Origin of the sequence: Arundinibacter roseus (assembly GCF_004348825.1) — a bacterium.
GTDB lineage: Bacteria > Bacteroidota > Bacteroidia > Cytophagales > Spirosomataceae > Arundinibacter > Arundinibacter roseus.
Map to the genome: position 1 here is coordinate 1 of NZ_SMJU01000026.1, position 21488 is coordinate 21488.

The 21488-nt window shown below is 42.9% G+C and carries 16 protein-coding genes and 2 pseudogenes; 9 read left to right on the forward strand and 9 right to left on the reverse strand.

What is annotated here, in order from left to right; all coding sequences use genetic code 11:
• Positions 1-1911: 1911 nt before the first annotated feature.
• Complete coding sequence (locus EZE20_RS24205; protein WP_165933565.1) at positions 1912-2073, reverse strand: hypothetical protein; 162 nt, start codon at positions 2071-2073, stop codon at positions 1912-1914.
• Between the two features lie 657 nt (positions 2074-2730).
• Here EZE20_RS24205 and EZE20_RS23405 point away from each other — a divergent pair.
• Positions 2731-3921, forward strand: a complete 1191-nt coding sequence (locus tag EZE20_RS23405; RefSeq protein WP_165933566.1) for a TlpA family protein disulfide reductase — start codon at positions 2731-2733, stop codon at positions 3919-3921.
• Between the two features lie 30 nt (positions 3922-3951).
• On the opposite strand, the pseudogene EZE20_RS24495 reads toward EZE20_RS23405, so the two are convergent.
• Positions 3952-4132 (reverse strand): annotated as a pseudogene (locus tag EZE20_RS24495) (IS30 family transposase); the annotation flags it as partial.
• A gap of 843 nt (positions 4133-4975) precedes the next feature.
• On the opposite strand from EZE20_RS24495, the gene EZE20_RS24210 reads away from it, so the two are divergent.
• Positions 4976-5119, forward strand: coding sequence for a hypothetical protein (locus tag EZE20_RS24210; protein ID WP_165933567.1), 144 nt, complete (start codon positions 4976-4978; stop codon positions 5117-5119).
• Between the two features lie 277 nt (positions 5120-5396).
• Here EZE20_RS24210 and EZE20_RS24710 read toward each other — a convergent pair.
• The 6 genes and pseudogenes from EZE20_RS24710 to EZE20_RS23435 form a co-directional block, all read right to left on the reverse strand.
• Positions 5397-5615, reverse strand: a pseudogene (locus EZE20_RS24710) (recombinase family protein); the annotation flags it as partial.
• Positions 5616-5811: 196 nt separating this feature from the next.
• A complete protein-coding gene (locus EZE20_RS23415) occupies positions 5812-6666 on the reverse strand; it encodes a nucleotidyl transferase AbiEii/AbiGii toxin family protein (protein ID WP_132122370.1) in 855 nt (284 codons plus the stop codon).
• Positions 6638-7639, reverse strand: coding sequence for a type IV toxin-antitoxin system AbiEi family antitoxin (locus EZE20_RS23420; RefSeq protein WP_132122372.1), 1002 nt, complete (start codon positions 7637-7639; stop codon positions 6638-6640). The genes EZE20_RS23415 and EZE20_RS23420 overlap by 29 nt, the downstream gene beginning before the upstream one ends.
• Before the next feature lie 1118 nt (positions 7640-8757).
• Positions 8758-9051, reverse strand: coding sequence for an IS3 family transposase (locus tag EZE20_RS24715; protein ID WP_132122374.1), 294 nt, complete (start codon positions 9049-9051; stop codon positions 8758-8760).
• Positions 9052-9158: 107 nt separating this feature from the next.
• On the reverse strand, positions 9159-9371 hold the full coding sequence (locus EZE20_RS23430) for a transposase (protein ID WP_132122376.1): 213 nt from the start codon (positions 9369-9371) through the stop codon (positions 9159-9161).
• 255 nt (positions 9372-9626) lie between these two features.
• Positions 9627-9845 (reverse strand): helix-turn-helix transcriptional regulator, encoded by a 219-nt coding sequence (locus EZE20_RS23435; RefSeq protein ID WP_132122378.1) that lies wholly within the window; start codon positions 9843-9845, stop codon positions 9627-9629.
• Positions 9846-10150: 305 nt separating this feature from the next.
• On the opposite strand from EZE20_RS23435, the gene EZE20_RS23440 reads away from it, so the two are divergent.
• From EZE20_RS23440 to EZE20_RS23465, 6 genes are all read left to right on the forward strand, one after another.
• Complete coding sequence (locus tag EZE20_RS23440) at positions 10151-11539, forward strand: glycosyltransferase (protein WP_132122380.1); 1389 nt, start codon at positions 10151-10153, stop codon at positions 11537-11539.
• 20 nt (positions 11540-11559) lie between these two features.
• Positions 11560-13200, forward strand: a complete 1641-nt coding sequence (locus EZE20_RS23445; RefSeq protein WP_132122382.1) for a vitamin K epoxide reductase family protein — start codon at positions 11560-11562, stop codon at positions 13198-13200.
• Between the two features lie 347 nt (positions 13201-13547).
• Positions 13548-15131, forward strand: a complete 1584-nt coding sequence (locus tag EZE20_RS23450) for a TlpA family protein disulfide reductase (protein WP_132122384.1) — start codon at positions 13548-13550, stop codon at positions 15129-15131.
• Between the two features lie 7 nt (positions 15132-15138).
• A complete protein-coding gene (locus tag EZE20_RS23455; RefSeq protein WP_132122394.1) occupies positions 15139-15948 on the forward strand; it encodes a glycosyltransferase domain-containing protein in 810 nt (269 codons plus the stop codon).
• 12 nt (positions 15949-15960) lie between these two features.
• Positions 15961-18357: a peptidase domain-containing ABC transporter gene (locus EZE20_RS23460; protein WP_132122396.1), complete on the forward strand. Its 2397-nt coding sequence runs from the start codon at positions 15961-15963 to the stop codon at positions 18355-18357.
• A gap of 56 nt (positions 18358-18413) precedes the next feature.
• Positions 18414-19691: an HlyD family secretion protein gene (locus EZE20_RS23465; RefSeq protein WP_132122397.1), complete on the forward strand. Its 1278-nt coding sequence runs from the start codon at positions 18414-18416 to the stop codon at positions 19689-19691.
• Here the strand turns inward: EZE20_RS23465 and EZE20_RS23470 are convergent, their stop codons facing one another.
• Complete coding sequence (locus EZE20_RS23470) at positions 19692-20249, reverse strand: recombinase family protein (protein WP_132122399.1); 558 nt, start codon at positions 20247-20249, stop codon at positions 19692-19694.
• Positions 20250-20908: 659 nt separating this feature from the next.
• Between EZE20_RS23470 and EZE20_RS24720 the strand changes: the two genes are divergently transcribed.
• Positions 20909-21313: a recombinase family protein gene (locus tag EZE20_RS24720; RefSeq protein WP_199879947.1), complete on the forward strand. Its 405-nt coding sequence runs from the start codon at positions 20909-20911 to the stop codon at positions 21311-21313.
• Positions 21314-21488: the final 175 nt, after the last annotated feature.

Sequence of the window (21488 nt, forward strand, 5' to 3'; positions counted from 1 at the left end):
ACAATTGGCTGAAAAACACCCTGCAAAACATCGCTACGATTAATCATAAAGACATTGCCGATCTGTTTCCGCAAAATTTTAGCAAAGGTCAGTAATTAACTATTATGTAGTTGGTAGGCCGGATACGAATAACTCTATCGCACAGGGCTTTCTCATAAAAATAAAACACTTATAAATCAGCACTTTGACATTATACCTAATTTGGTTATTTTTCAATAAAGTAGCTAGGCAAGTTACAAAATCTAAGTTTGGGCTATGATAAATCCTAAATAGACTCGTGTTATCTGGGGGGTACAATCACTTTGGAATTTCTATGAGAAAGCCCTGTTAGGTAAATAAAAAATATATATGCTTTACCGATAAATTCATAAGCAATTATTGAAAGTAAAGGGACATATAATTATATTAGTGATTGGTCTAAATTTGCCTGAAACTATTGATGGTAAGTAAGCAAAATGTATAGTATATTTATGATATTGGATATTCAATTCATCGATTAGAAATCAATTTTATATTTGGATTGGAACAATTAAATTTATACTATAATAAAAATTTCATTTAATATTATTTACCAAAACCATATATAATACCTACAAATTTTAAAAAATGTATAAATTTATTAAATTTTTTTATTGTTGGCAGCTTTTTCAAACTGTCAGCCAAAAACAAAAATAGTAATACTTGCTATTTTGCACCTCCTGATGATGAAGGGACTGTAGGACTTGTACTTGCCAAATATGCTTCGCTAGTAGCTACAATTCATATCGCTTTCGCAAAAGATGGAAGGTATGGCACTTTTGATCACGCGAAAATTCTAAATGGTAGTATGCTTGCCGAGGTTTGAATGATGGAAATAATATTTGCAAGTGAAATTCTAGGAGCATAACCCCCAATTAGGATGGGTTTACATGACCAATTACACATCCAGTAAGGATTTTTAGGGCTTTCCGCATCCTTACATATAATTAGGAATAAAGTTGAGGAGTTATTTACTACAATAATGCCTGATGTTGTCATAACATGCGGACCTTCGGGTTGGACAGGTTACCCCGATCATAGTCTTGTAGGAGCCGTTGTAAGTGAAGTATTTGAAGCAAAAATTTGGGGAAGGCATTATAATCTATATTATCCTGAACTTTTGTCCGGGAGTTTATCATCTGATTTAGTGTTTTCGACAATGGATAAATCTTACCTTCCCGTTAGGATTTAGATAGGTGAGCAGGATTATAACAAAGCAGCAAGTTCTCAAAATTGCTATAAAAGTCAATTTACTACCGAGCAATTAGCAAAACTTTGGCTTGCAACGTGGAAAACACAAGGTGGAAGCATTTATTTCAGACCATTTATTTGTAAAAAAGAATTTCAAGATAGTTTATTTGATTAAAAACTTTATTAAAGCCTTTATCAAATATGAACATCCCTTTGGTAATCAGGCATTTGCCAAATATTTATTTACTAGCAAGTTGAAAAACTTTCAGTAAAGAAAAAACTTACGTGTGTTTAGCAGGACATGAATAATCACTAATTGGTATTACTTCCGATAAGTCTTAATTATCAGAAGTAATATTTTTTCTCTTTGTGCATAGATTCATCCAAGGGCATTTTCAGTGAGCTGAGTGATTACATTTTTTGGACTGTCAAGTAGTAGGCACATTTGAGCAGCAAAATATTGAGCATTCAAAAATCTTAGCTGTGAGCCAATCGCAGTATTAACAAATAAGTAGGATAAAATTTGATCAGGATTATCACAAAAAACGTAAGATTTTTTCTGGAGAATTCACCTTTTGAAAATGTATATTTTCTAAAAGCCCGGGGGTCAAATGTAAGACGGCAAGGGTAATCTTCTTGTTCATTAATCCGTTATCTATCAACAGGCTATGCATAGCTGAAAGTTCGTTTTCTTTCCTGCTGTTAGGCCTGAGCCACCGTAGACTTGCTGCTTTGAGTGATAACTGAAACGCAAACTTCGCCTCGCTGCTGACCTTTCTGGATAAAACCCCGGAGTTCTTTGCCATCGCCACTCAGCCATTTGCTGAAAGTTTCGGTAAGTGTAATGTCGTTATGAGTGAGCACCAGTTGAGTAAAAACAGGTTGATTGATTTGTGCCAGAAAGCGTGGTAACTGAGCCCGAGAGATAACACAGTCAGACTTTATGTTCCAGCAGACGGAAAAATGCGTAAAATCGCTTTTACATATGGAGTTGAATACAGCACAAATTCCCCTCTCCTCCACTGCAAATGAGCACCAATACTCCCAAAAGGATTACGGGTAGCGAATGACGGCTACCGCGCGGGTCGCGACCATCCAACTCGGGGTGTTGTTTCAAAACAGCGAAAAAAAACTTATCTTAGTCTAATAAAGTGACTAACTGCATAGATTTGGGTGTCTAGGTAACCTCAAAGCTAAGCATTTAGATCACTTTATTTTTTACGAGAAAGCCCTGATTGATAAATATACCTATCGATATACTAGAAATAAAATGAAAGAAGCAGATCCCGAAGGGGAATATTTGAAAATCTTAACAATAGAATGGTAAATCGAGACCCTCTACCGTATAAATTAATTAATCCTTAAGGGCCTACTTTAAAATGGTTTTTGAAGTATACAAGAAATGATTTGGTGACTTTTTTATAGATATACCCTTTAATACAAGAGTATATAAATTTTTTATCAGTAAATATCTCCATATTAATAAGTTGTTAATTTACATTATTGAATATGCTAGTAAGTATGCTAACTTCAAGAATTATCCGAGCATCAAAAAAAATATTTTTGTTTGGCACTTTGTACTTAATCACCCTAAACACTTATGGGCAAGAGAAAAAGCCTTTTACCATTCAGGGAACAGTGTTGTCAGCACCATCACAATATGTTTATTTACGATTTGATGGTAAAAGAATAGATTCATCATTTACTGATGAAAGTGGTAACTTTTTTTTGAAAGGGTATAATCATGAAGAACTACCATATTCACTATTTATAAAATTTCCAAGACTAAAAATGATATATTTGGCTTTACATGATGAAAATCTGAAAATTAAAATTGAAATGGGTGGTCAAGAAATAGATACAATATTCAATAATTTTACTTTGGAAGGATCATCATCTACTTATTCGGTTAATCTTAGATCATATCTAATTCAAAACAACTATGCAAACAAATTTAGAATTATTCTAGATGATATAAATAAACTCTACATTAAAGGAGATTCAATACGAGCAAGTTTACTTGTTAACGATTTGAATCAGACTAGAAAAGATTTAATAGAAGAGAACAGAAGAATTGTTGACACTACCCATAGTCCTGTATTAGCATATGAAAGCATTATCAGCATGGAAGTCTTTATGGATTTGATCCCAGAAGATAGTTCACTTATCAGCTTACTTGATGAATCCTATGATAAAGCAGCTTTGCGGCTTAAAGATTCAAACTTTTTTCAAAACTTCTACGAAGCACACCTTAAAAAGAAAGTAAGTACCACGAGCATTTATAAAATAAAAAATATTAATGAAGCTCCTTTTACTTTACCGAATCAAGAAAATAAATTAATAAGTTACAGAAATTTCGAAGGCCAATATGTACTTATTGATTTTTGGGCTAGTTGGTGTGGACCTTGCCGTAAAGAAAGTCCATATTTGAAAAAGGCTTTTAAAACATTTAAAAATAAAAACTTTAATATTGTAAGCATATCAATAGATAAACAAATAAATAAAAACAAATGGTTAAAAGCAATTGAAGAAGATGCAATTGGGGATTGGACTCATTTAATTAATTTGGAATCTACTAATGAAAATGTTATTACTAAATTTAATTTTAATTCAATACCATATAATATATTGGTTGGCCCTGATGGAAAAATTCTTGCCACAAGTCTTCGTGGAGAAAAATTGATTGAAACTATCGATAAATTTTTAAAATAAGCTTAAATATATTTCTAAAAAAGCTTGGATTCAAGTTTGAAGTGCAACTTGGTATTTAAGAGCACATTGAATGGGAGATAAATACCCCAGAGTTTTTCTAGGTCTGTTGTTTAATTGATTTTCAATCCATTTTATGTCACTTTTTTTGACGATACTAATTGGGCATGAATTTCGGAAAATACTGCCTGATTACGTCATTTGTGTTTTCATTAAGTTGGCACGGGCCGCCCCGCTGCTGTTCGATTCCAACCCGGTTTGGAATTGATCCTCTTTTCCCTACAATTCGTCTTTTATTGTATCTTTTCCGGGAACGAATCCAAAAAAAATGTAAAATTCTCGTTGCTAAGGGACTGATAGGTAAATATATAGAGATAAATAGCCTCGTAACTAATCTGTTTCGCGTCTACTTGCAAGGTTAACACTCCACTTATTTGCTCCGGAGAATAGCGTTCCCTCAGACGTTCTAGGACCTGATATTTAAGACTATACTTCTTCTTTTAGGGATCTCGCTTATAAGTGCCTGAGCATGTTTTATGAGCTTCAAAATCCGTATATTCTCCCGAAAATGAGCAGTGTCTTTTAAGATCTATAATTGCAGTACTTTTATGTTCTTTTTTGAATCTGCAATTTCAATTTGTTACTTTTTTTGTTGAAAGTGAATTTGTATCTTTGTTCAAGAGTCAACTGAGTGTATGATTCCATATTGTTTTATGATTAGACACCACAAAACTACGGGAATTCTTCGCTAAAATTGGCTCTATTCTTTTTGCTGCAAAATATGTAACTATTGGCGAGTTGCACTTGAAATCTGAATTTGCGATCTATAAATGGCGATCAGCCCGTTAGATTTTATTCAAATGGTTATTATGAGCCAGTCGATAGGTTGAATACTGAGAAATATTGGAGTTATGAAAAAATTGATAAGTTACTACCTATTGATTATTTCGACTCTCAGTAACATAGAGTTAGTATTTAAACACCTGATAGCATTATTGCGAGAAGTCACTTTTAAGTTTTCTTAATTATGTGATAATTTTAGAACTAAATATATATTATGGTGTCCTTTCCCCACTACCGTCAACTTGAAAATATGGACTGTGGCCCAACCTGCCTGCGCAAGTCGCCAAACATTACGGACGGCACTACTCCGCGCAAGCCAAGTAGGAGCTGGCGTAATTTGGTAAAGACACGGACCTAAATTGATTGTTGCAAAAACTCCTGAATGTCGATGTACTTAAAAATCTTGTAAAGTGTAGGTTGATTTTTTATTTTGAACATCTTGCGGATTGCATCCTTGCTCCGACTTTTCTTCTCATAAATTTCTTTCACTTTCGGAGCTATTTTATGATAACGTTCATATAATCCCTCTGGTCTTCCTTCCAATCTATTTCTTGATCGAGCTGATTCTAGCCCTGCCCTTGTTCGCTCGCGGATTAAATTGCGTTCGTGTTCGGCATGCACACATATAAACTGGTTTAAAGGATTACCGGTCCCTTTACTGCTCTCATTAGTCTCAGATAATGTGTCAGATTTACTCCCCTATTTTTCAATTCTTCGATCAACTCGGTGAGCTTGATGGTGCTTCTTCCAAGCAGCTGGGGGGTGGTTCCATCCAGCTTCCAAATTACAATGGTGTCACCAGTTCGGGCATATTCCATCAATTTCTCAAAATTCGGCTTGCTAGCCTTTACTGCGGAGACCTTATCGCCAGGCGGCTGGAGACGTAAATACCTGCTTGCAACCTTCTTTTTTTAGGGTGTCCAGCTGAAGGTTAAGGTTTTGTTCCTTGTAAATACCCAGGGCCTTTCCTATAAAAAATAAGCAAGTGGTGGTAAAACATATTTCAAATTGGTGCAGGGTAGTGGTTTTAGATATGTTTGATTAGTTTATTTATGAGTCAGTTAATCCCTGCTTAAATGCGTGCAAAATCAAAATGCTTTCTTCGAGTGTATTGTTAAAGTATTCAATCATAATCCTGGCTATCCTGCTGGTACGGGGATCCCCTGTATTAACATCCAGAATATTCAGGACCCGCTCGTACAGCAGATCATTTCGTTGGGCAATCTTCCGTATTTCGCGTCCCATTACCTGTGCGGCAATGTGCCTGAGGTCATCTGTTTCATTTTCAAACAGATCCGAGTGGTGGGTCCATATTTCCTCGTCGTACATATCAAAGAAATGGTTCAGAATGTCGCTAATGTCTTTGATGTCGTCCCGACGGGCCTCCGGCCGGTCGTCCCAGGCAATAAGTTTCAACAGCACGATACCCGGCAATGTACAGAACTTGAAGCGGTGTACTCCTTCCAGAATCAACTCGGGAAGCCCTTCCTCGTAAATCTCTCCAAAGCCCGGCATGTTGATGTCTGTGAAACCCGTACCCATTACCCTTACGGTACCGTCATCATCCGCAATAGCCCCAAAGGGCAGCAGGTCCACCTGCGTTTTATCCTGCCATACGGGCACGAAGGGGTTTTCTTTGTAGGGGAAAAATCCCTCGTGCCGGATGAGATACTCTTTGAGTGCCTCATAGGTGCCAGACTGTTTGATGAGTACCGCAAAGTCAATGTCCGCCGTCGTGCGGCGGGCCTTTTTCTCCCCAATGCTCATCCAGGCATCTCGGGCCACGGCCCCCACCAGGTAAAAGTCTATGCCGAATTTTGAGAACCCCCTTTCCAGGCCCGAAAGCAGACCGTGCACCGAGGGGTTCTGCCGTAAATCAAGATAGTGCAGTTTGTAAATACTCATCGTATAATTTTTGGGCGGTTTCGCTACACCGCCGGTCATGACTATTGATTAGGTCTGCGTATACCAATAGTGGTGGAACGGTGTGCTGATCAGCTTCCTGTTGCTGCCAGAACTTCCGGTACACTCGCACCAACCCTTCCCCATCGGGAATGAGCCGATAGTTTTTTATCAGCTCACTTCGGCTTTCCTCGGTATATATCGTTAGCTCGGCGGGTTTCAGGTAGCCCGTCAGCAGCTCTCCGGCTGGCTCGCTACCCCACAAGGTTTTGGGCGTGTTCAGTTTTAGTTTTTTCCAACGATCAAACCTGTCCTTATCCACAAATCTGAATCGTCCCATGCTCAGCGTTGGTTTCAGGGTCTGCTCGTATGCCTCCGCCCATTGGCTCAATAGTTCATTCAGCCGTTGAAACTGGTATTCATTTTTAGACACATTGACCACATAGCCCTCTTGCTTTAATCCGTTGATGATATGCGTGATATTACCAATGGACGTACTGGTTTGGCCGGCAATTTGTCGGTAAGATAGGTTGATCAGTGCCTGATCCCGCAGGAACGCAAAGAGAATCCGCAGGCCCGTTTTAGTAAATGCCCGGCTTCTGATTTGGGGCTTTACTGGCATGGGCTTATTCACCTCAATCCAGAACCACTTTTCTGGAGTTTTCAGGTAGAGATTTCCGTTGGCTTCCAGATAGGAGACGTTATGGTTCCTCAGCTCCTGCTTGATCCCGGGATACAACCGACCGGCTATGAGCAGAAAGGGCTGATGCGCTTCATTGAATGCAAAAATTTGGGGCAACATGTGCTTTCTGAGTTCTTTTTTTACCTTCACATTGAATTGCAATACATTTTCTCCAATCCTGACCCGCAAAGTACCATCCAGCCCCTTCTTTGTCACTTCATCCCACTCTCCCTTGAATTGGGTAGTTTCCAGGAGATTTTCTAGGGCGGTATAAACAATCTGTTCTTCGCTCATGTTTACGTTTTTGCAATGTTTACGTAAACGTAAACAAATATTATTTATTGATCAATAGTAATTATAACTTAGCTCTACACTCCTCCATGGGCAAACAGTGCTGGCTTCCTTATGATTATAGTTGAGAATTCAGCATTTTACAACAGATGAGGATGTACAGCCAAGCAGCATCCACCATCTGGACGAGGCAGTTCACCTCGTTTTCGCGCACCATCACACTTCCTTTAAGGTCGCTTCGTCCCCCTCTCAATATATCATTTAAGCTCCTGCGGGCTCGGGCTCGGGATGTCATAGCCCTCGTTGTTTGCACTCCCATCAGTCGGCAGCCAGCTATCGGACGTTTCAAATTCCATATAAACTTGCATGGCTAACGCTTCAACTTCATCATCGCGGCTCATACCGTAATGACACCTGTGTGAGCGGTGCCACGTACGCATAGCCTAACACTTCGAGAGCCTTGGGGCTTAGCTGCTCCATGCGTTAGAGGGTTTCCAGACAAGTCTGTTTTTTGGGAACGGCTCTGGAATACGATCATGCTTACGAAGAATATTATCCTGAACACGGAGGCTCCCATCAATAGCCTGGCCTGCTATTCCTGAATCTGCAATTGTAAATCTATTACAATGCTTGGGAAGGCAGATACGAGATAATATTTTAGGTCAGCTGCAACCCACTGTACGTGGTGAAAGTGTCTTCAAACCGAGACACCGTTTTTTCTCAAAACCACACTGTATGACCTGGCCGGAAAGCAGAGCAGGTTGCGGAGCTTTCAAATTGAAGGTTTCCATTAATTTCTTCATCTTATTTGATAGATATTGCTCTTCTCGATCCAAGAGGAAATTTAAGGCATACTTGACCATCCACTTCAATAATACCTTTTCAAATGGCTCTAGCACAAGGTTTTCCTGCATCTTGTCAGCTAATTGCCAGCCAATTGTCAACCCTGAGTACATCAGGGCACTGGGGCGCTACATCCAAGAAACAAAATAAGCCCAATTGCCATTCTTCAAAGGCATATATGTAAAATAGGACAACCAGACTTGATTAGATTGTTCAGCTTTAGAGAAATTAAGTAACAGGTTGTCACATACGCGTTGCCCATGTTTGCTGTCAGTTGTTCATGGAATAAACATTCTGGGCTGAATAGCCCTTAAACCCTCTTTCCGCATAATCTCAGAAATTTTCTGGCAGCCAATTTTTGTACCCTTTTGTTCCAATGAAGCATTGATCCTTCGGCTACTGTATCGCTTAAGATTTCGTCTAAACTCAATCCGTATTTCATGTTTAGGACGATAATAAATACTATCCGCAATATTTTTTTTACCTCGTTTGTACCGATGATATGCTATTCTGCTTATTTCAAAAAGTGAGCACAAATAGTTTATTCTGTGCTTCTTAGCAAAAGAGGACATCAAGTCATATACGTCTCATAATCGAATTAACTCAGTAGACCTAAGGCCTATCTTAGGATTTTCTGGTCAGTTTTTAACCGCTCAACCTCTGCCTTAATTTGGTATTCTCACAGCCAGTTTGAAATTGCTATTGGACTTGAGGCTCTTACCTTTGTCTTCATTATGGATGTAGTTTTCCAACGATACAGCAGATTTTCAGCAATTCCAAACGTCTCTGCAATGTTGCTCACCTTTTTACCAGAAACCAGCATTTTTAGAATTTGGGCTATAAAATCAGGTTCGTAACAACGACGCTCTTTTTTCTTATTTTGACTATCCATCTTTCCAAAATTTATGCAAAAAAATGTGCCGCTTTTCTTGACAACCTCATTATGCTCAAAGATGAAGCAAAAGATTAAGCATTCAAGAATCAGCAGATTTTTAGAGTTGGCTTACTCTGTTAAGAACAAACTTTCCCATTGATCTGTATTTTTCTACTTAACATAACAAAGCTTATTATGAAGGACCATATGCTACTGATTTCAGTAGAATACGGGAAAGCGCATAGGAACAAATCAAGACCATTATTTGTGCAATTATTCTGCTTTCCAGAATCCCGGGGGCAGTAAATCAGTTAAGCTGATTCCGCAACAAGTAGCAATAGAAGGGTAGGCTTCCAGGGGGACCTTATATTTTCCTGTTTCCCAATTGTGGTAAGTAGCTTGAGAGACGTTTAAGAGGTTGGCCATTTCCTGTTGGGAGAGTTTGGCAGAGTAGCGGAAGGCTTTCATTACTTCAGGAACGGAACGTGTCATGTGGATAATCTATTCTAGGTGAGTTTTTGTAAAATTATATTTGTAACTAAAAATCTCCAAGGAAATATTCATAATTTTTATTAATGAATTAATATACAACTCAAACAAACAGTAGGCTGCCAATACACCCCCGTATAGAAATTTCTCTTTTGATCCGGCACCAATAGCTATAAGTGTCCTAAAACTACATATTGTAATTTTATTAAGTACCTTATTGAATTTATTAAGTACTTAATAGGATTATAAAGAGTTATTGCTGAGTTTTGGGACATAAACCAGATCTACACTCATTAGGCACGCTCCCTATGAAACCTACCCTTCTGTTACTTCCTGCTTCAATCCGTAGTCACGTGCTGCCTTCGCTTTATTTGGCGGGACTGCTGTCAGACAGATTTGAGGTAGTATATGCCGTGACCAGCGACATCCTAGCCGAGCTCGTGATCGCCAATGGCTACCGTATCGTGCGCAACAGCGGCTATCGTGCGGGTTATCACATGGAGGGCCGCTACCTTGCCGACCAAAAGCAGACGCCCACCTACTGGCAGTTGCTGCGGGCATACCGAACGGATGCGTTGTACTTTGTACGCCAAAAAGAGCTCTACGCTATCGTGGACGAGTTGCGGCCCGTGGCGGTTTTCATTGATCTGTTTGTTTGCACGGACTTTTGGGTGTTGAACCCCCGGCGTCACGAATTTAAGTTATTGTTCTTCAACCCCATGCCATCTACCTATCGTGTGCCGGGCTACCCCGGGGTATCTGAGGGCTACTGGAACAGAGCCAAGGAGATATCAGCCGCCACTCCTCAGAAAAAAACCAACTCATTGAGATTGACTCAATGGCTGCGGCATCCCAAAGCCGCTCTATTGCAGCATACTGCTCAACGCCACCGGCAACGAATACAGTCCCTTGGGGAAGCTCTACCCAACTATCCGTTGACCGACAACGCCACAGTGACGCAGGTGATCGCCCATGTGCCCGAACTGCTGCTGGCCCCATTAGAATTTGAGCTGTCGCCCGAAGTGCGCAAACCCAACCAATTTTACCTAGGCCTATGCCAATGTGAAAATCGGCACGATACCGAGCTAGATACGACCTTTATTACGGAATGGCCGAAACTACTAACTAACCGCCTACCTGACGAGAAGTGGATATACTGCAGCTTTGGCACCTACCACGAAAGGGCTGATGCCACATTACTTCGCTTCGTGACCCAATTGCTTGACGTAGTGCAGGAGTGGCCGAAGGCGCGGCTGATCTGTTCTGTAAACAAGTATCTCATCGAAACCCTTCGTGCCCGCAACCTTATCCCGGCCCACGCGCACTTTTTTTCGCGCGTGCCGCAGTTACGGGTACTAGCCGAGGCCGACCTCTTCATTACCCACGGAGGCTTTGGCTCTATCAAGGAAAGTATATACCATGGCGTACCCATGCTTGTTTATCCCCTCGACCCTAAGTACGACCAAAACGGCAACGCCCTTAAAGTGGAATACCATGGCTTAGGACTGCGTGGGTTGTTCGCCCACGAGCGGATGAGTGAGTTGAGAAGGAAGGTGAAGGAATTAATAGAAGAGGAGAAATATAGAAAAAATATCCTTGAAATCAGAAGGCTGATGAGGAGTCGATATATTGAAGAAGACCAAAAGCACGAACTAGAGTCCTTAATTAACAATGAAAATAAAGAAATATTAGCCTAAAATCAAAAACTTGTTCCTTTATGAGACCCATCAATGCAGAAAAAAACGCCCTCGATGCTACTAAGGCCCTGCTTGATTTCAGTAAGGTGCGTGCCACCAAACTGGGATTAAAGGAAGCCCTGGAACAGCATCCCGATTTCCCCAGCATGAACTCCCTAAGTGATGTCCTGAACAACTGGCAAATACCTAACCTTGCGGCCCGTCTTACCCCTGATCGTTTGCACGAGATTCCGCTACCTGCCCTGACCTACCTTACCATCGACGGAGGTATTTTTGCAACATTGCGAAGTGTAAACGGTAATGTCAAATGGCTGCATACGGAGCGGGGCTGGCAGGAGGAAAGCATCGGTCAGTTTTCGCAGAAATGGAGCGGCGTGACACTACTCATCGAACCTACCGAACAATCCGGAGAACGGGAATATATTCAAAATCGCCACAGGGCTTTTTTGAGGTTCCTTCGCATTCCATTCATCTTTGGTGGACTGCTTGTTGTGCTTGCCCTATTGGCTAATTGGGTAAAATATCCAATGACCAGGTACGCACTGTACTACCTGCCTGGCCTGCTAAAACTAATGGGTACCGTGGTGAGCGCAATGCTGGTGTGGTACAGCCTAGATACGAATAATGCCTTTTTGCAGAAAGTGTGTCAGCTCAACGGCCGTACCAATTGCCAGAATATCCTCAGCTCCTCCGCAGCAAAGCTGACAGACTGGCTCAGCTGGGCCGAAGTAGGATTGTTTTATTTTGCGGGCGGACTGCTAGTTTGGGGGATAGGGCTACTGACGGGCGATGCCGCCTATGTACAAATTCTGTACCTGCTGACGGTGCTGGCTTTGCCCTACAGCATATGGTCGGTGTACTATCAGGCGCGGGTGGCCCGTGAGTGGTGTGTACTCTGCCTGACCGTGCAAGGACTTTTCTGGGCGGAGTTTGTGGTAGGTTACCTGCTCCACGACTGGCCCACGTTGACCCCGATTGTTTCCATAAGCATTGACCGGTTATCTGTTTTCCTCATCAGCTTTGTGGTGATACCCCTGCTCTGGGCATGGATTAAGCCCGCCCTGCAAAAGACCACGCGCTATAAGCCCTTACTGCGGGAGTTTCAAAAATTGAAGTACGATCCCCACTACCTGAACGGTTTACTGTCTAACCCCCGGATATTACCACCCTTATTTAAGGATATGCAGACCATTAGCCTGGGTAATCCTGCGGCCGAGAACACCCTCATCATGGTGATTAGTCCTACCTGTACTGCCTGCCGCCGTAACCATCTTGCTTTGGAGAAGGTAATGGAAATGTACACCAACCTGTATGTGCAGATTGTACTGGCAGCCTCACCCCATACGGAGGATACTGCAGGACGGGTAGCCGGGCGGCTGCTAACAATTCCCATCGAGCAAAGAGCTAGGGCACTCGATGACTGGTTTGCGTTGGGAGAAGCCCGCTTTGCGCAATGGAGCCGGGCCTACCCGCCCACGGAAACCAACGAAGAAAGCACCCAGCAGTTGCGTTTGCACCTGCGGTGGATGGAGCTGGCCGGTGTAATGCAAGCCCCCACCTCGTTTCTGAATGCTGTTGAGCTGCCCCGCTTTTTTCTCCCGAACGAGTTACCCCGGCTCTGTGCCTCCTTTACCAACCTAGGAATTGGCCAATTCAAATAGATTCATTTTTTCTAAACCATTTAAACAAAAACAAAATTATGAACAGATTATCAAATTTCGGTGATTTTGCTCTGACTAGGTCAGAGATGAAAGGAGTGCGCGGTGGAAATTGTATGGTTCAAACTTCTGGTGGTCCTGAACCATGTCCATCTTTGAGTGATTGTGAGGCTATAGCAGGCCCTAATGGCCCGAGTGGTTATGGACCTCATTACTGTTGTGCAAGTTGCGGTAAGGCTTCATGGTGCTCAGGATGTTAATATTGTCAAATCCGCTTTGTTTCTAACTTTATTTAATTTATTGGGTGATTAAGTACCACTTAATCACCCAATATTCTAATAAAATATTTTATGAAAAAATATACCATTTTTTTCTTAACTATACCCCTATTTCTTTACTCTTGTTTGCATAGGCAAGAAGATGAAAGCGCAAAAAAAAGTGAAAATACAGTCCTAGCTCCCATCAACATTCAATTTAAAAACCGACCTGACATAAACTCCAAATTTCATTTCACTGAGCGACTGTGGATTGGTAAGGTTAACTTGGTATACATTTTCAATGGAAATGATAATGATGTATTCCAGTTGTATCCCGAAAAAAAGCCGGCTGATATAACAGTTCTTCCCAAGCAGAAATTCATTGTCCTAAGACACTATGTCAATCACCTGGATTACAATGATTATTTAATACAAAATGGTGATTCCGTAATAATTCAATACGTGAGCAAAAAGCCCGTCCTATCCCTCATAAATCGAGCACATCAAAAACATGACCTGTTGGTTGACGAATTGGTAAGACTTCAATTTGATTCCGGGAAATATTCTCCCATGGCCTCGTATTTAGGTGCCATGGCCTTTAATGGGAGAGAGGTTTTATCAAACAGAAGTAAATTGCCTGGGGCCAAAAAAATGACCCCAAAACAGAAGGAAGAGCGTGATCTGCCCAACATAATTAAGATTAAGAACCAACAGTATGGCCCTGCGGTAGAGTACCTTAAAAAGGAAAACATGCTGCTGGATTCATTAAAGAAGTTAGGAGAGATTTCCGACGCCCCCTACGCTTATTATAAAGAACGCGCTAAGTACTATACCTATCTTATGGATGTAGAGACTGAGCGAATAACTTATCAGCAAATAACGGAAGTTTTGAGCCCGCATAAACCAAGGCAGCAGTCGTTTCCCGAACCCTACTACTACGAGCTACTGGAAAGTGTAGCCAACACCCATTTCGTAGCCAAATCGGATTTCTTTCCTTTGGATGATGGCACTAATCGAGACTACCGGCAGCTTTATAAGGCCATTGATACCTCTTCTGTGTTCTCAACCGATGGGCGAGACTATCTATTAACCCGGGAAATTAAGAGAATTCGTTCTGCATTCCCATTACCGGAGTTTCTCGACTTCTTTACTAAGTATCAGCAGCGGGTGCAGGATAGTGCCCTGGTAATGGCTATGAAAGAGGAGTTTGCTATTGACTTTGATAGTAGCCGACTGGAAACAGCGTCAGTTATTTTATCCGACGCCAAGGGCACTAAGCTTACGCTGGAGGACCTTAAAAAACAGCATCTGGGGAAAGTACTCTATATAGATTTCTGGGCCTCCTGGTGCGCCCCCTGTCGGGAAGCATTACCTAAATCGGCCGAGCTTAGAGAAGCCCTAAAATATAAGGATGTAGTGTTTGTTTACTTGTCAATAGATAGCAATGTGAAGAATTGGAAAAAGGCTAGTATCGTTGAGCAACTGGATCGTTATGAACAGAACTATCTGGTAATTAACCCCCAGAATGCAGAATTCATGAAAAGCACGAAATTGAATGAGATTCCAAGATACATGATTTTCGGCAAAACTGGAAGATTACTATATTCCAATGCACCACGCGTAGAAAGCAGTGAAACTGGGATATTGTTGACTAATCTAGCAGTAAAAAAAAATTAACAATAGTATGATAGTACTGAGCTGCATAACAAATGCTCAAAATAAAGGATATCAGCAAGGGCTTAAAGCCTCTTGTGCTTTCTTCAATTTAGAGATAGAAACCATTGTGATCAATGGCCCTTGGAGGAGTCATCGGTTAAAAGACCAAAGCATCCAAAGATTCCTGATGCGTCTGAATCCTGAGGAAATAGTCCTTTTCACGGACGGATATGATGTGGTCTTTGTTGCTAACGAAAAAGAGATTTTGGAGAAATATCAGAAAATGAATAGCCCAGTGGTCTTTTCAACCGAAGCCAACTGTTATCCTTACTCAACTTTTTCGTACCTATATCAGGATGTTAGCAGCAAATTCAGGTACCTTAACTCGGGAGGATACATTGGAACTGCGGGTGGTATTTTGAAATTACATGCCGCGCTTAAGGATATTGATGTAAGACAATCCCTGGCGGCTGATAATACTTTTCAATGGAGTAATCAGTATCACTGGACGAAACTTTATCTCTACATAAAGAATGAAATCAAGCTGGACACAGACTGCACAATCTTTCAAACTTTTGCGAATGATTTAAGCTTCATTCCTGATGCAGCAAATGCCCATTCGGACAATCAGGTAAGAAAGCAGCAGATTGAAACAGAAGTAGAAAGAATTATGGAGGACTTTGATTTTTCTGGCAACCGTCTTATCAATAAAGTAACTGAATCTAACCCCTGTCACCTTCATTTTAACAGTATCTACCTAAAAGATTTTATTTTTTCATCCAAAATGAAGGATTTGTTGCCCTGGATGAATGGGATATCTGTAGATGAACTTCAATAGCTACTTCGCAATATGAAGCCCTTCCCTCACTACCGCCAACTTGAAAATATGGACTGTGGTCCCACCTGTCTGCGCATGGTGGCCAAGCACTACGGGCGGCATTACTCTGCGCAGACGATGCGGGAGCGGGCACAGATTGGCAAGGACGGGGTGAGTATGCTGGGCATTGCCGAGGCTGCCGAGGCGGTTGGGTTCAAAACCGTAGGGGTGCGTATTACACTAGATAAACTGGTTGAGGAAATCCCCTTGCCCTGCATTTTGCATTGGGGGCAAAACCATTTTGTGGTGCTTCATAAAATTACCGGAGACTCGGTGAGCCGGCGGTTTTTACAAGGTATACGGGGCGGTCGAAAACCTACGGTCGATGAACTTCCTGTGAGCAGGGGCGCAGACCATCAGGAAGACATCTATACTCCCCGCACGCAGTCAACAACTGGTAGCGCGCTCTTCCACATCGCCGACCCGGCGAGCACGCTGGTTACCTATTCGGCGGAGGAGTTTGAGCGGCGGTGGCTGTCGGGCGAGCACGAGGGCCAGAAAAAAGGCCTTGCGCTGTTGCTGGAACCCAGTACTCGGTTCTATGAAGAAGAAGGTGAAAAAGTGGAAGGACTGCGGTTGGGTCAGCTGATGGGTTACCTGCTCCGCTACCGGCAGTTGGTGGTACAGCTCGGGTTGGGTATGCTGGTTGCCAGTGGGCTGAGCCTGCTGCTCCCTTTTCTGACGCAGGCCGTGGTAGATGTGGGTATTGGCACGCAAAATTTATCATTTGTGTACCTGGTGCTCGTGGCCCAGCTTGTACTTACGCTGAGTAGTTCGGCAGTGGGGTTTCTTCAGGGCTGGATACTGCTACACATCAGCGTGCGGCTCAACCTTACCATTTTGTCTGAATTTCTGGCCAAGCTCATGCGGCTGCCCCTGTCGTTTTTTGATGTCAGGCAATTTGGAGACATCATGCAGCGCATCGGCGATCACCAACGTATAGAGAGTTTTCTGACGGGTCAGACGCTGAGTGTGGCCTTTTCGGTATTCAATCTTTTGATGTTTGGCTTTGTGCTGGCTTACTACCATCTGTCCATTTTCCTGGTGGCAGTTGGGGCCTCAGTGCTTTATACACTGTGGGTAGTGGGGTTTCTGCGCAAGCGGCGGAAGCTGGATACGAAGCGGTTTGAGGTCTCGAGCCGCAATCAAAGTCAGATCGTACAACTGATTCAGGGCATGCAGGACATCAAGCTATCGGGTGCCGAAACGGGAAAGCGATGGGAATGGGAACGTACGCAGGCGCGGCTCTTCCGGTGGAATGTGCAGAGTCTTTCGCTGTCGCAGTTTCAACAGGCGGGTGCCGTGCTGATCAATCAGGGTAAAAATATTTTCATTACGTTTCTGGCTGCCAAGGCAGTCATTGCGGGCGAATTGACGCTGGGCGGCATGGTGTCGGTACAGTACATTCTGGGGCAGTTCAATGCTCCTATTGAACAGATGATTGGATTTATGCAATCGTGGCAAGACGCACAAATCAGCCTGGAACGCCTCAACGAGGTACATGGTCTGGCTGACGAAGAGCCGGCTGGTCTGCCGCTGCGACAGGAGTGGGACCAGGCGCAGGACATCCAAATTGATAATCTGAGTTATACGTACCCTGGTGCCGGCAATGAAGCTGTGCTGCGAAACATAAACATGACTATCCCTTACGGCAAGACGACGGCAATCGTAGGTACGAGCGGGAGTGGCAAAACGACCCTGTTGAAGTTGCTCTTACGGTTTTATTCACCTCAGGAAGGAAGGATCAGTTTGGTGCCCGGTTCTTTAAACAATTCCCTTCCTTTAATCTCCGGCTTACCCCCCAACTACAAATCTGCTTCAACCTTTGGTTTACATTTAGAACGGATTTCGCACAGTGCCTGGCGACAGCAGTGCGGAGTGGTGATGCAGGAAGGGTTTCTTTTTTCAGATACCATTGCCCGAAATATTGCCGTAAACGACGAATTGATAGATCAGGATAAACTTCATCGGGCCGCACAAACAGCCAACATTCACGAGTTCATCGAATCGCTACCGATGGGCTATCACACCAAAATCGGGGCAGAAGGGAATGGCATCAGTCAGGGTCAAAAGCAACGTATACTCATTGCCCGTTCGGTCTATAAAGATCCTCAGTTGTTACTTTTTGATGAAGCGACCAATGCCCTGGATGCGAATAATGAAGCCGTGATCTTACAAAACCTGCAGGAATTCTTCCAGGGTCGTACCGTGGTGGTGGTGGCGCATCGTCTGAGTACGGTCAAGAATGCCCATCAGATTCTTGTGATGGAAAAGGGGGAGATAGTAGAGCAGGGCACTCATGCCGAGCTTGTTGCCAAAAACGGAAAGTATTTCGAGCTGGTGAGTAATCAGTTGGAGTTAGCGGTTTAGTCAATAAGCAATAGGTTTTTGATAGTGAAAACACCTGAAATAAGAATCTACTACCCATGACTCAATTCAAAGAACTACATAGTGATGAAGTCCACGAAATCATCAGTCGTCCACCGCCGGGGCTGGTACGTTGGGGAATGACCCTTTTTTTGGGAATGGTACTTTTACTGGCGTTGGGAAGCTGGCTCATCCACTATCCTGATGTAATCACAACCTCCTGCACACTCACGGCCACCGATGCCCCACGAACGGTGGTAGTTCGGACTGATGGAAAACTGGCACGTTTGCTGATTACCGATGGACAAACCGTACAGGCTGGGCAGGCGCTGGCTTACTCAGAAAGTACGGCTGATCCTGAACAGGTTCTGCACCTGAGAGAGTCTTTGGATAGGCTCCGTGTGGCAGCCGATCGGAGCGAATGGGGGATTATTCAGCAGTTTTCTATTCTTCCCTACCATCAGCTGGGCGAGATTCAGACCGATTTCCAGTCGTTTCATCAGCAACTTGTTCAGTTAAAATCGTATCTGAGTGGAGGTTTTTACTTACAAAAACGATCCTTATTGCAGAAAGATCAGGAGGACTTACAGGGCATGGAACAGACGCTTTCCGAACAACTGGACCTTCAACGCCGGGATTATGATCTGGCTCAAAGCGAATTTACAATTCATGAAAAATTGTATCGGGATAAAGTGATAGCTCCGCTGGACTATCAGCGGGAAAAAGTGAAGCTGTTGGGGCGTGAGATGCCCCTGAAACAACTGGCTTCAGCTTTAATTCAAAACCGCACCTCTCAAACTGCCAAGCAAAAGGAACTTCTGGAACTTGACAATGCCATTATTGAACAAAAGGGAAGTTTCATGCAATCGTTACAAACGTTAAGGAGTAGTCTGGAAGCCTGGGAGCATCGGTATATTTTGCGTGCTCCGGTGGCCGGAAAAGTTTCTTTTTCTTCGCCCTGGCAGGAACAGCAAAGTCTGAATACCGGGCAGGAATTACTGACAATTGAGCCAAAGAGCAGCAGCTTTCAGGGCTTAATCAAACTTCCACAAGCCAACCTTGGTAAATTACGAGCCGGTCAGTCGGTACTAATAAAGCTCGATGGCTATCCTTACCGTGAGTACGGAATGGTGGAAGGGGTGCTGGCACAGCTATCCCTTACACCTGGGGCCGATAGTACCTATTGGGGCTATGTTCATTTACCCAAAGGCTTACGTACTCGGTACGATCGGGAGCTTTTGTACCGAAATGGAATGAAGGGCACAGCTGAGATAATTACCAATGATCGAAGGTTGGCCGAACGACTCGTGGATGTGGTGAATACAGGGGGAAGGTAATCAAATCAATGCCTTTCTATACCGTTTCACGCTGGAAATACTAATTCCCGTCAGCTGCACAATCTCAGAAATTGACAATCCCTTGTCAAGAGCTCTCTTCACCTTCTTAAGATTTTCCTCATTCACTCCGTTAGGTCTGCCAATGTGCTTACCATTGGCTTTGGCCAATATTTGGCCAGCGCGGGTCTTTTCCAGAATCATCTCCCTGTCATATTCGGCCAGGGCAGCAAAGATTCCAATGACCAGCTTACCCGAAGGTGTAGAAGAATCAATTCCCAGATCCAGGGCTTTGAAGATGATGCCGCGTTTAGAGAACTCGCCGATCAGGCTAATCAGGTGATCCCGGCTCCGGCCTAATCGGTTGAAGCGGGAAACTATGACGGTATCGCCTTCCCGCAGGAGCAATAGCATTTCGTCTAGGGCTGGGCGCTGAACGGAAAGTCCGGAAATTTTCTCTTGAAAAATGCGGTCGCAACCGAATTTCTGTAAAGCATCAATTTGCGTGTCTGTATTTTGGTCAGCCGTTGATACACGAGCGTATCCGAAGATTTGATTCATAGGGTAGGTCCACAGAAGCGGTCATAAAGTTAGGTTCATAAAGATAGTGCATCTTTTTGAACTGAACCTACTTTTTGAACCCTGTTTTGGGCTGGTATGGTGATAGTGGACCGTGCTTGCTGGCAGGGTTCAGAAAGGTATGACTTATTGGACCTGAATCTTTACACGGCAGAAGGTTATGGGATACTTTATCAACACAAACCTAACACGCTTGTAACATGTAGGTAACACAGACTAACACAAGAGCAACAGAAATAGTCATTTCACTAGAAAATCAGGTTTGCTAGCTTTGATACTACCTTCCTTTAAAGCCTAATTTGCATTTAACAAAGCCTTTCTTTTTCTTTCCTGTTTCAGCAAGCTATATTTTCGCCCGATCAAAACTCAACGGTGTTGTATTTTTCCGGGACGAAAGCCGCTTGCCCTGCGGGAATCCATTCGCCGGTAGGCTCATGGGTATCAGATTCACTCACGAGAATGTGACTCTGACATTCCTTTCCTTCTCATTCCAAACCGACCGCTTGCTTAGTATTGATTTGAATTTCTACCAAAGCTGGAAAGGAAATGAGTTTATAGTCCTCGATTAAGTCGAAAAGCAATATCCGAGTTGGGATACGACAATAATTTACCAAAGAGTATCTTTTAGAAAATGGAACGAAGTGGCATTGGTACAGCGGGCGTCTAATCAAGCGTGTATTAAAACGACCGTTTTCCTACATAATCAAAATGCTGGAAACTTAGCCCAATTTACATATTTAACTTGCCATGTAATTATTCAAAATTCACTTTCTGAAGCCATCGATACCGGAACCGCGACCGGGAATTTATTTTTCCAGTTCATGTGCGTTTTGGACGAAAATGAGTGCAATGTGATCCGGGAGCAGACAAAGGCCGGGTTGGAGTCAGCCAGGGCAAGGGGCAGATCCGGAGGCAGGTCACAAGGTTTAAGCGAACGTTACCAGAAAATTGCGGTGCAAGTCAAAGATATGTATGCAAGGAATGTCCACAGCGCGGATGCTACACGGGAAATGGTCCAGATGAAAAGCCAGCCTACCTTTTACTAAATCTTACAATTTGCAGGGTCAGATGTGAAAGGATTTTTAAAAAAGCGAGGCAATGCCAATAAGAAAACAAAAAAATAATTTATAATTATCTCATTATAAGTGTATTAAATTGTTTGCCTGGGAAGTTTGCCCCACACTTATTTGACTCCCCAAAGTTAATAAATGGGTTACTTTT

Excerpts from the sequence above, each read along its gene's own strand:
- EZE20_RS23405 (WP_165933566.1), top strand. The coding sequence starts at position 2,731 with ATGCTAACTTCAAGAATTATCCGAGCATCAAAAAAAATATTTTTGTTT.
- EZE20_RS24210 (WP_165933567.1), top strand. The coding sequence starts at position 4,976 with ATGGTGTCCTTTCCCCACTACCGTCAACTTGAAAATATGGACTGTGGC.
- EZE20_RS23415 (WP_132122370.1), bottom strand. The coding sequence starts at position 6,666 with ATGAGTATTTACAAACTGCACTATCTTGATTTACGGCAGAACCCCTCG.
- EZE20_RS23420 (WP_132122372.1), bottom strand. The coding sequence starts at position 7,639 with ATGAGCGAAGAACAGATTGTTTATACCGCCCTAGAAAATCTCCTGGAA.
- EZE20_RS24715 (WP_132122374.1), bottom strand. The coding sequence starts at position 9,051 with ATGTCCTCTTTTGCTAAGAAGCACAGAATAAACTATTTGTGCTCACTT.
- EZE20_RS23430 (WP_132122376.1), bottom strand. The coding sequence starts at position 9,371 with ATGGATAGTCAAAATAAGAAAAAAGAGCGTCGTTGTTACGAACCTGAT.
- EZE20_RS23435 (WP_132122378.1), bottom strand. The coding sequence starts at position 9,845 with ATGACACGTTCCGTTCCTGAAGTAATGAAAGCCTTCCGCTACTCTGCC.
- EZE20_RS23440 (WP_132122380.1), top strand. The coding sequence starts at position 10,151 with ATGAAACCTACCCTTCTGTTACTTCCTGCTTCAATCCGTAGTCACGTG.
- EZE20_RS23445 (WP_132122382.1), top strand. The coding sequence starts at position 11,560 with ATGAGACCCATCAATGCAGAAAAAAACGCCCTCGATGCTACTAAGGCC.
- EZE20_RS23450 (WP_132122384.1), top strand. The coding sequence starts at position 13,548 with ATGAAAAAATATACCATTTTTTTCTTAACTATACCCCTATTTCTTTAC.
- EZE20_RS23455 (WP_132122394.1), top strand. The coding sequence starts at position 15,139 with ATGATAGTACTGAGCTGCATAACAAATGCTCAAAATAAAGGATATCAG.
- EZE20_RS23460 (WP_132122396.1), top strand. The coding sequence starts at position 15,961 with ATGAAGCCCTTCCCTCACTACCGCCAACTTGAAAATATGGACTGTGGT.
- EZE20_RS23465 (WP_132122397.1), top strand. The coding sequence starts at position 18,414 with ATGACTCAATTCAAAGAACTACATAGTGATGAAGTCCACGAAATCATC.
- EZE20_RS23470 (WP_132122399.1), bottom strand. The coding sequence starts at position 20,249 with ATGAATCAAATCTTCGGATACGCTCGTGTATCAACGGCTGACCAAAAT.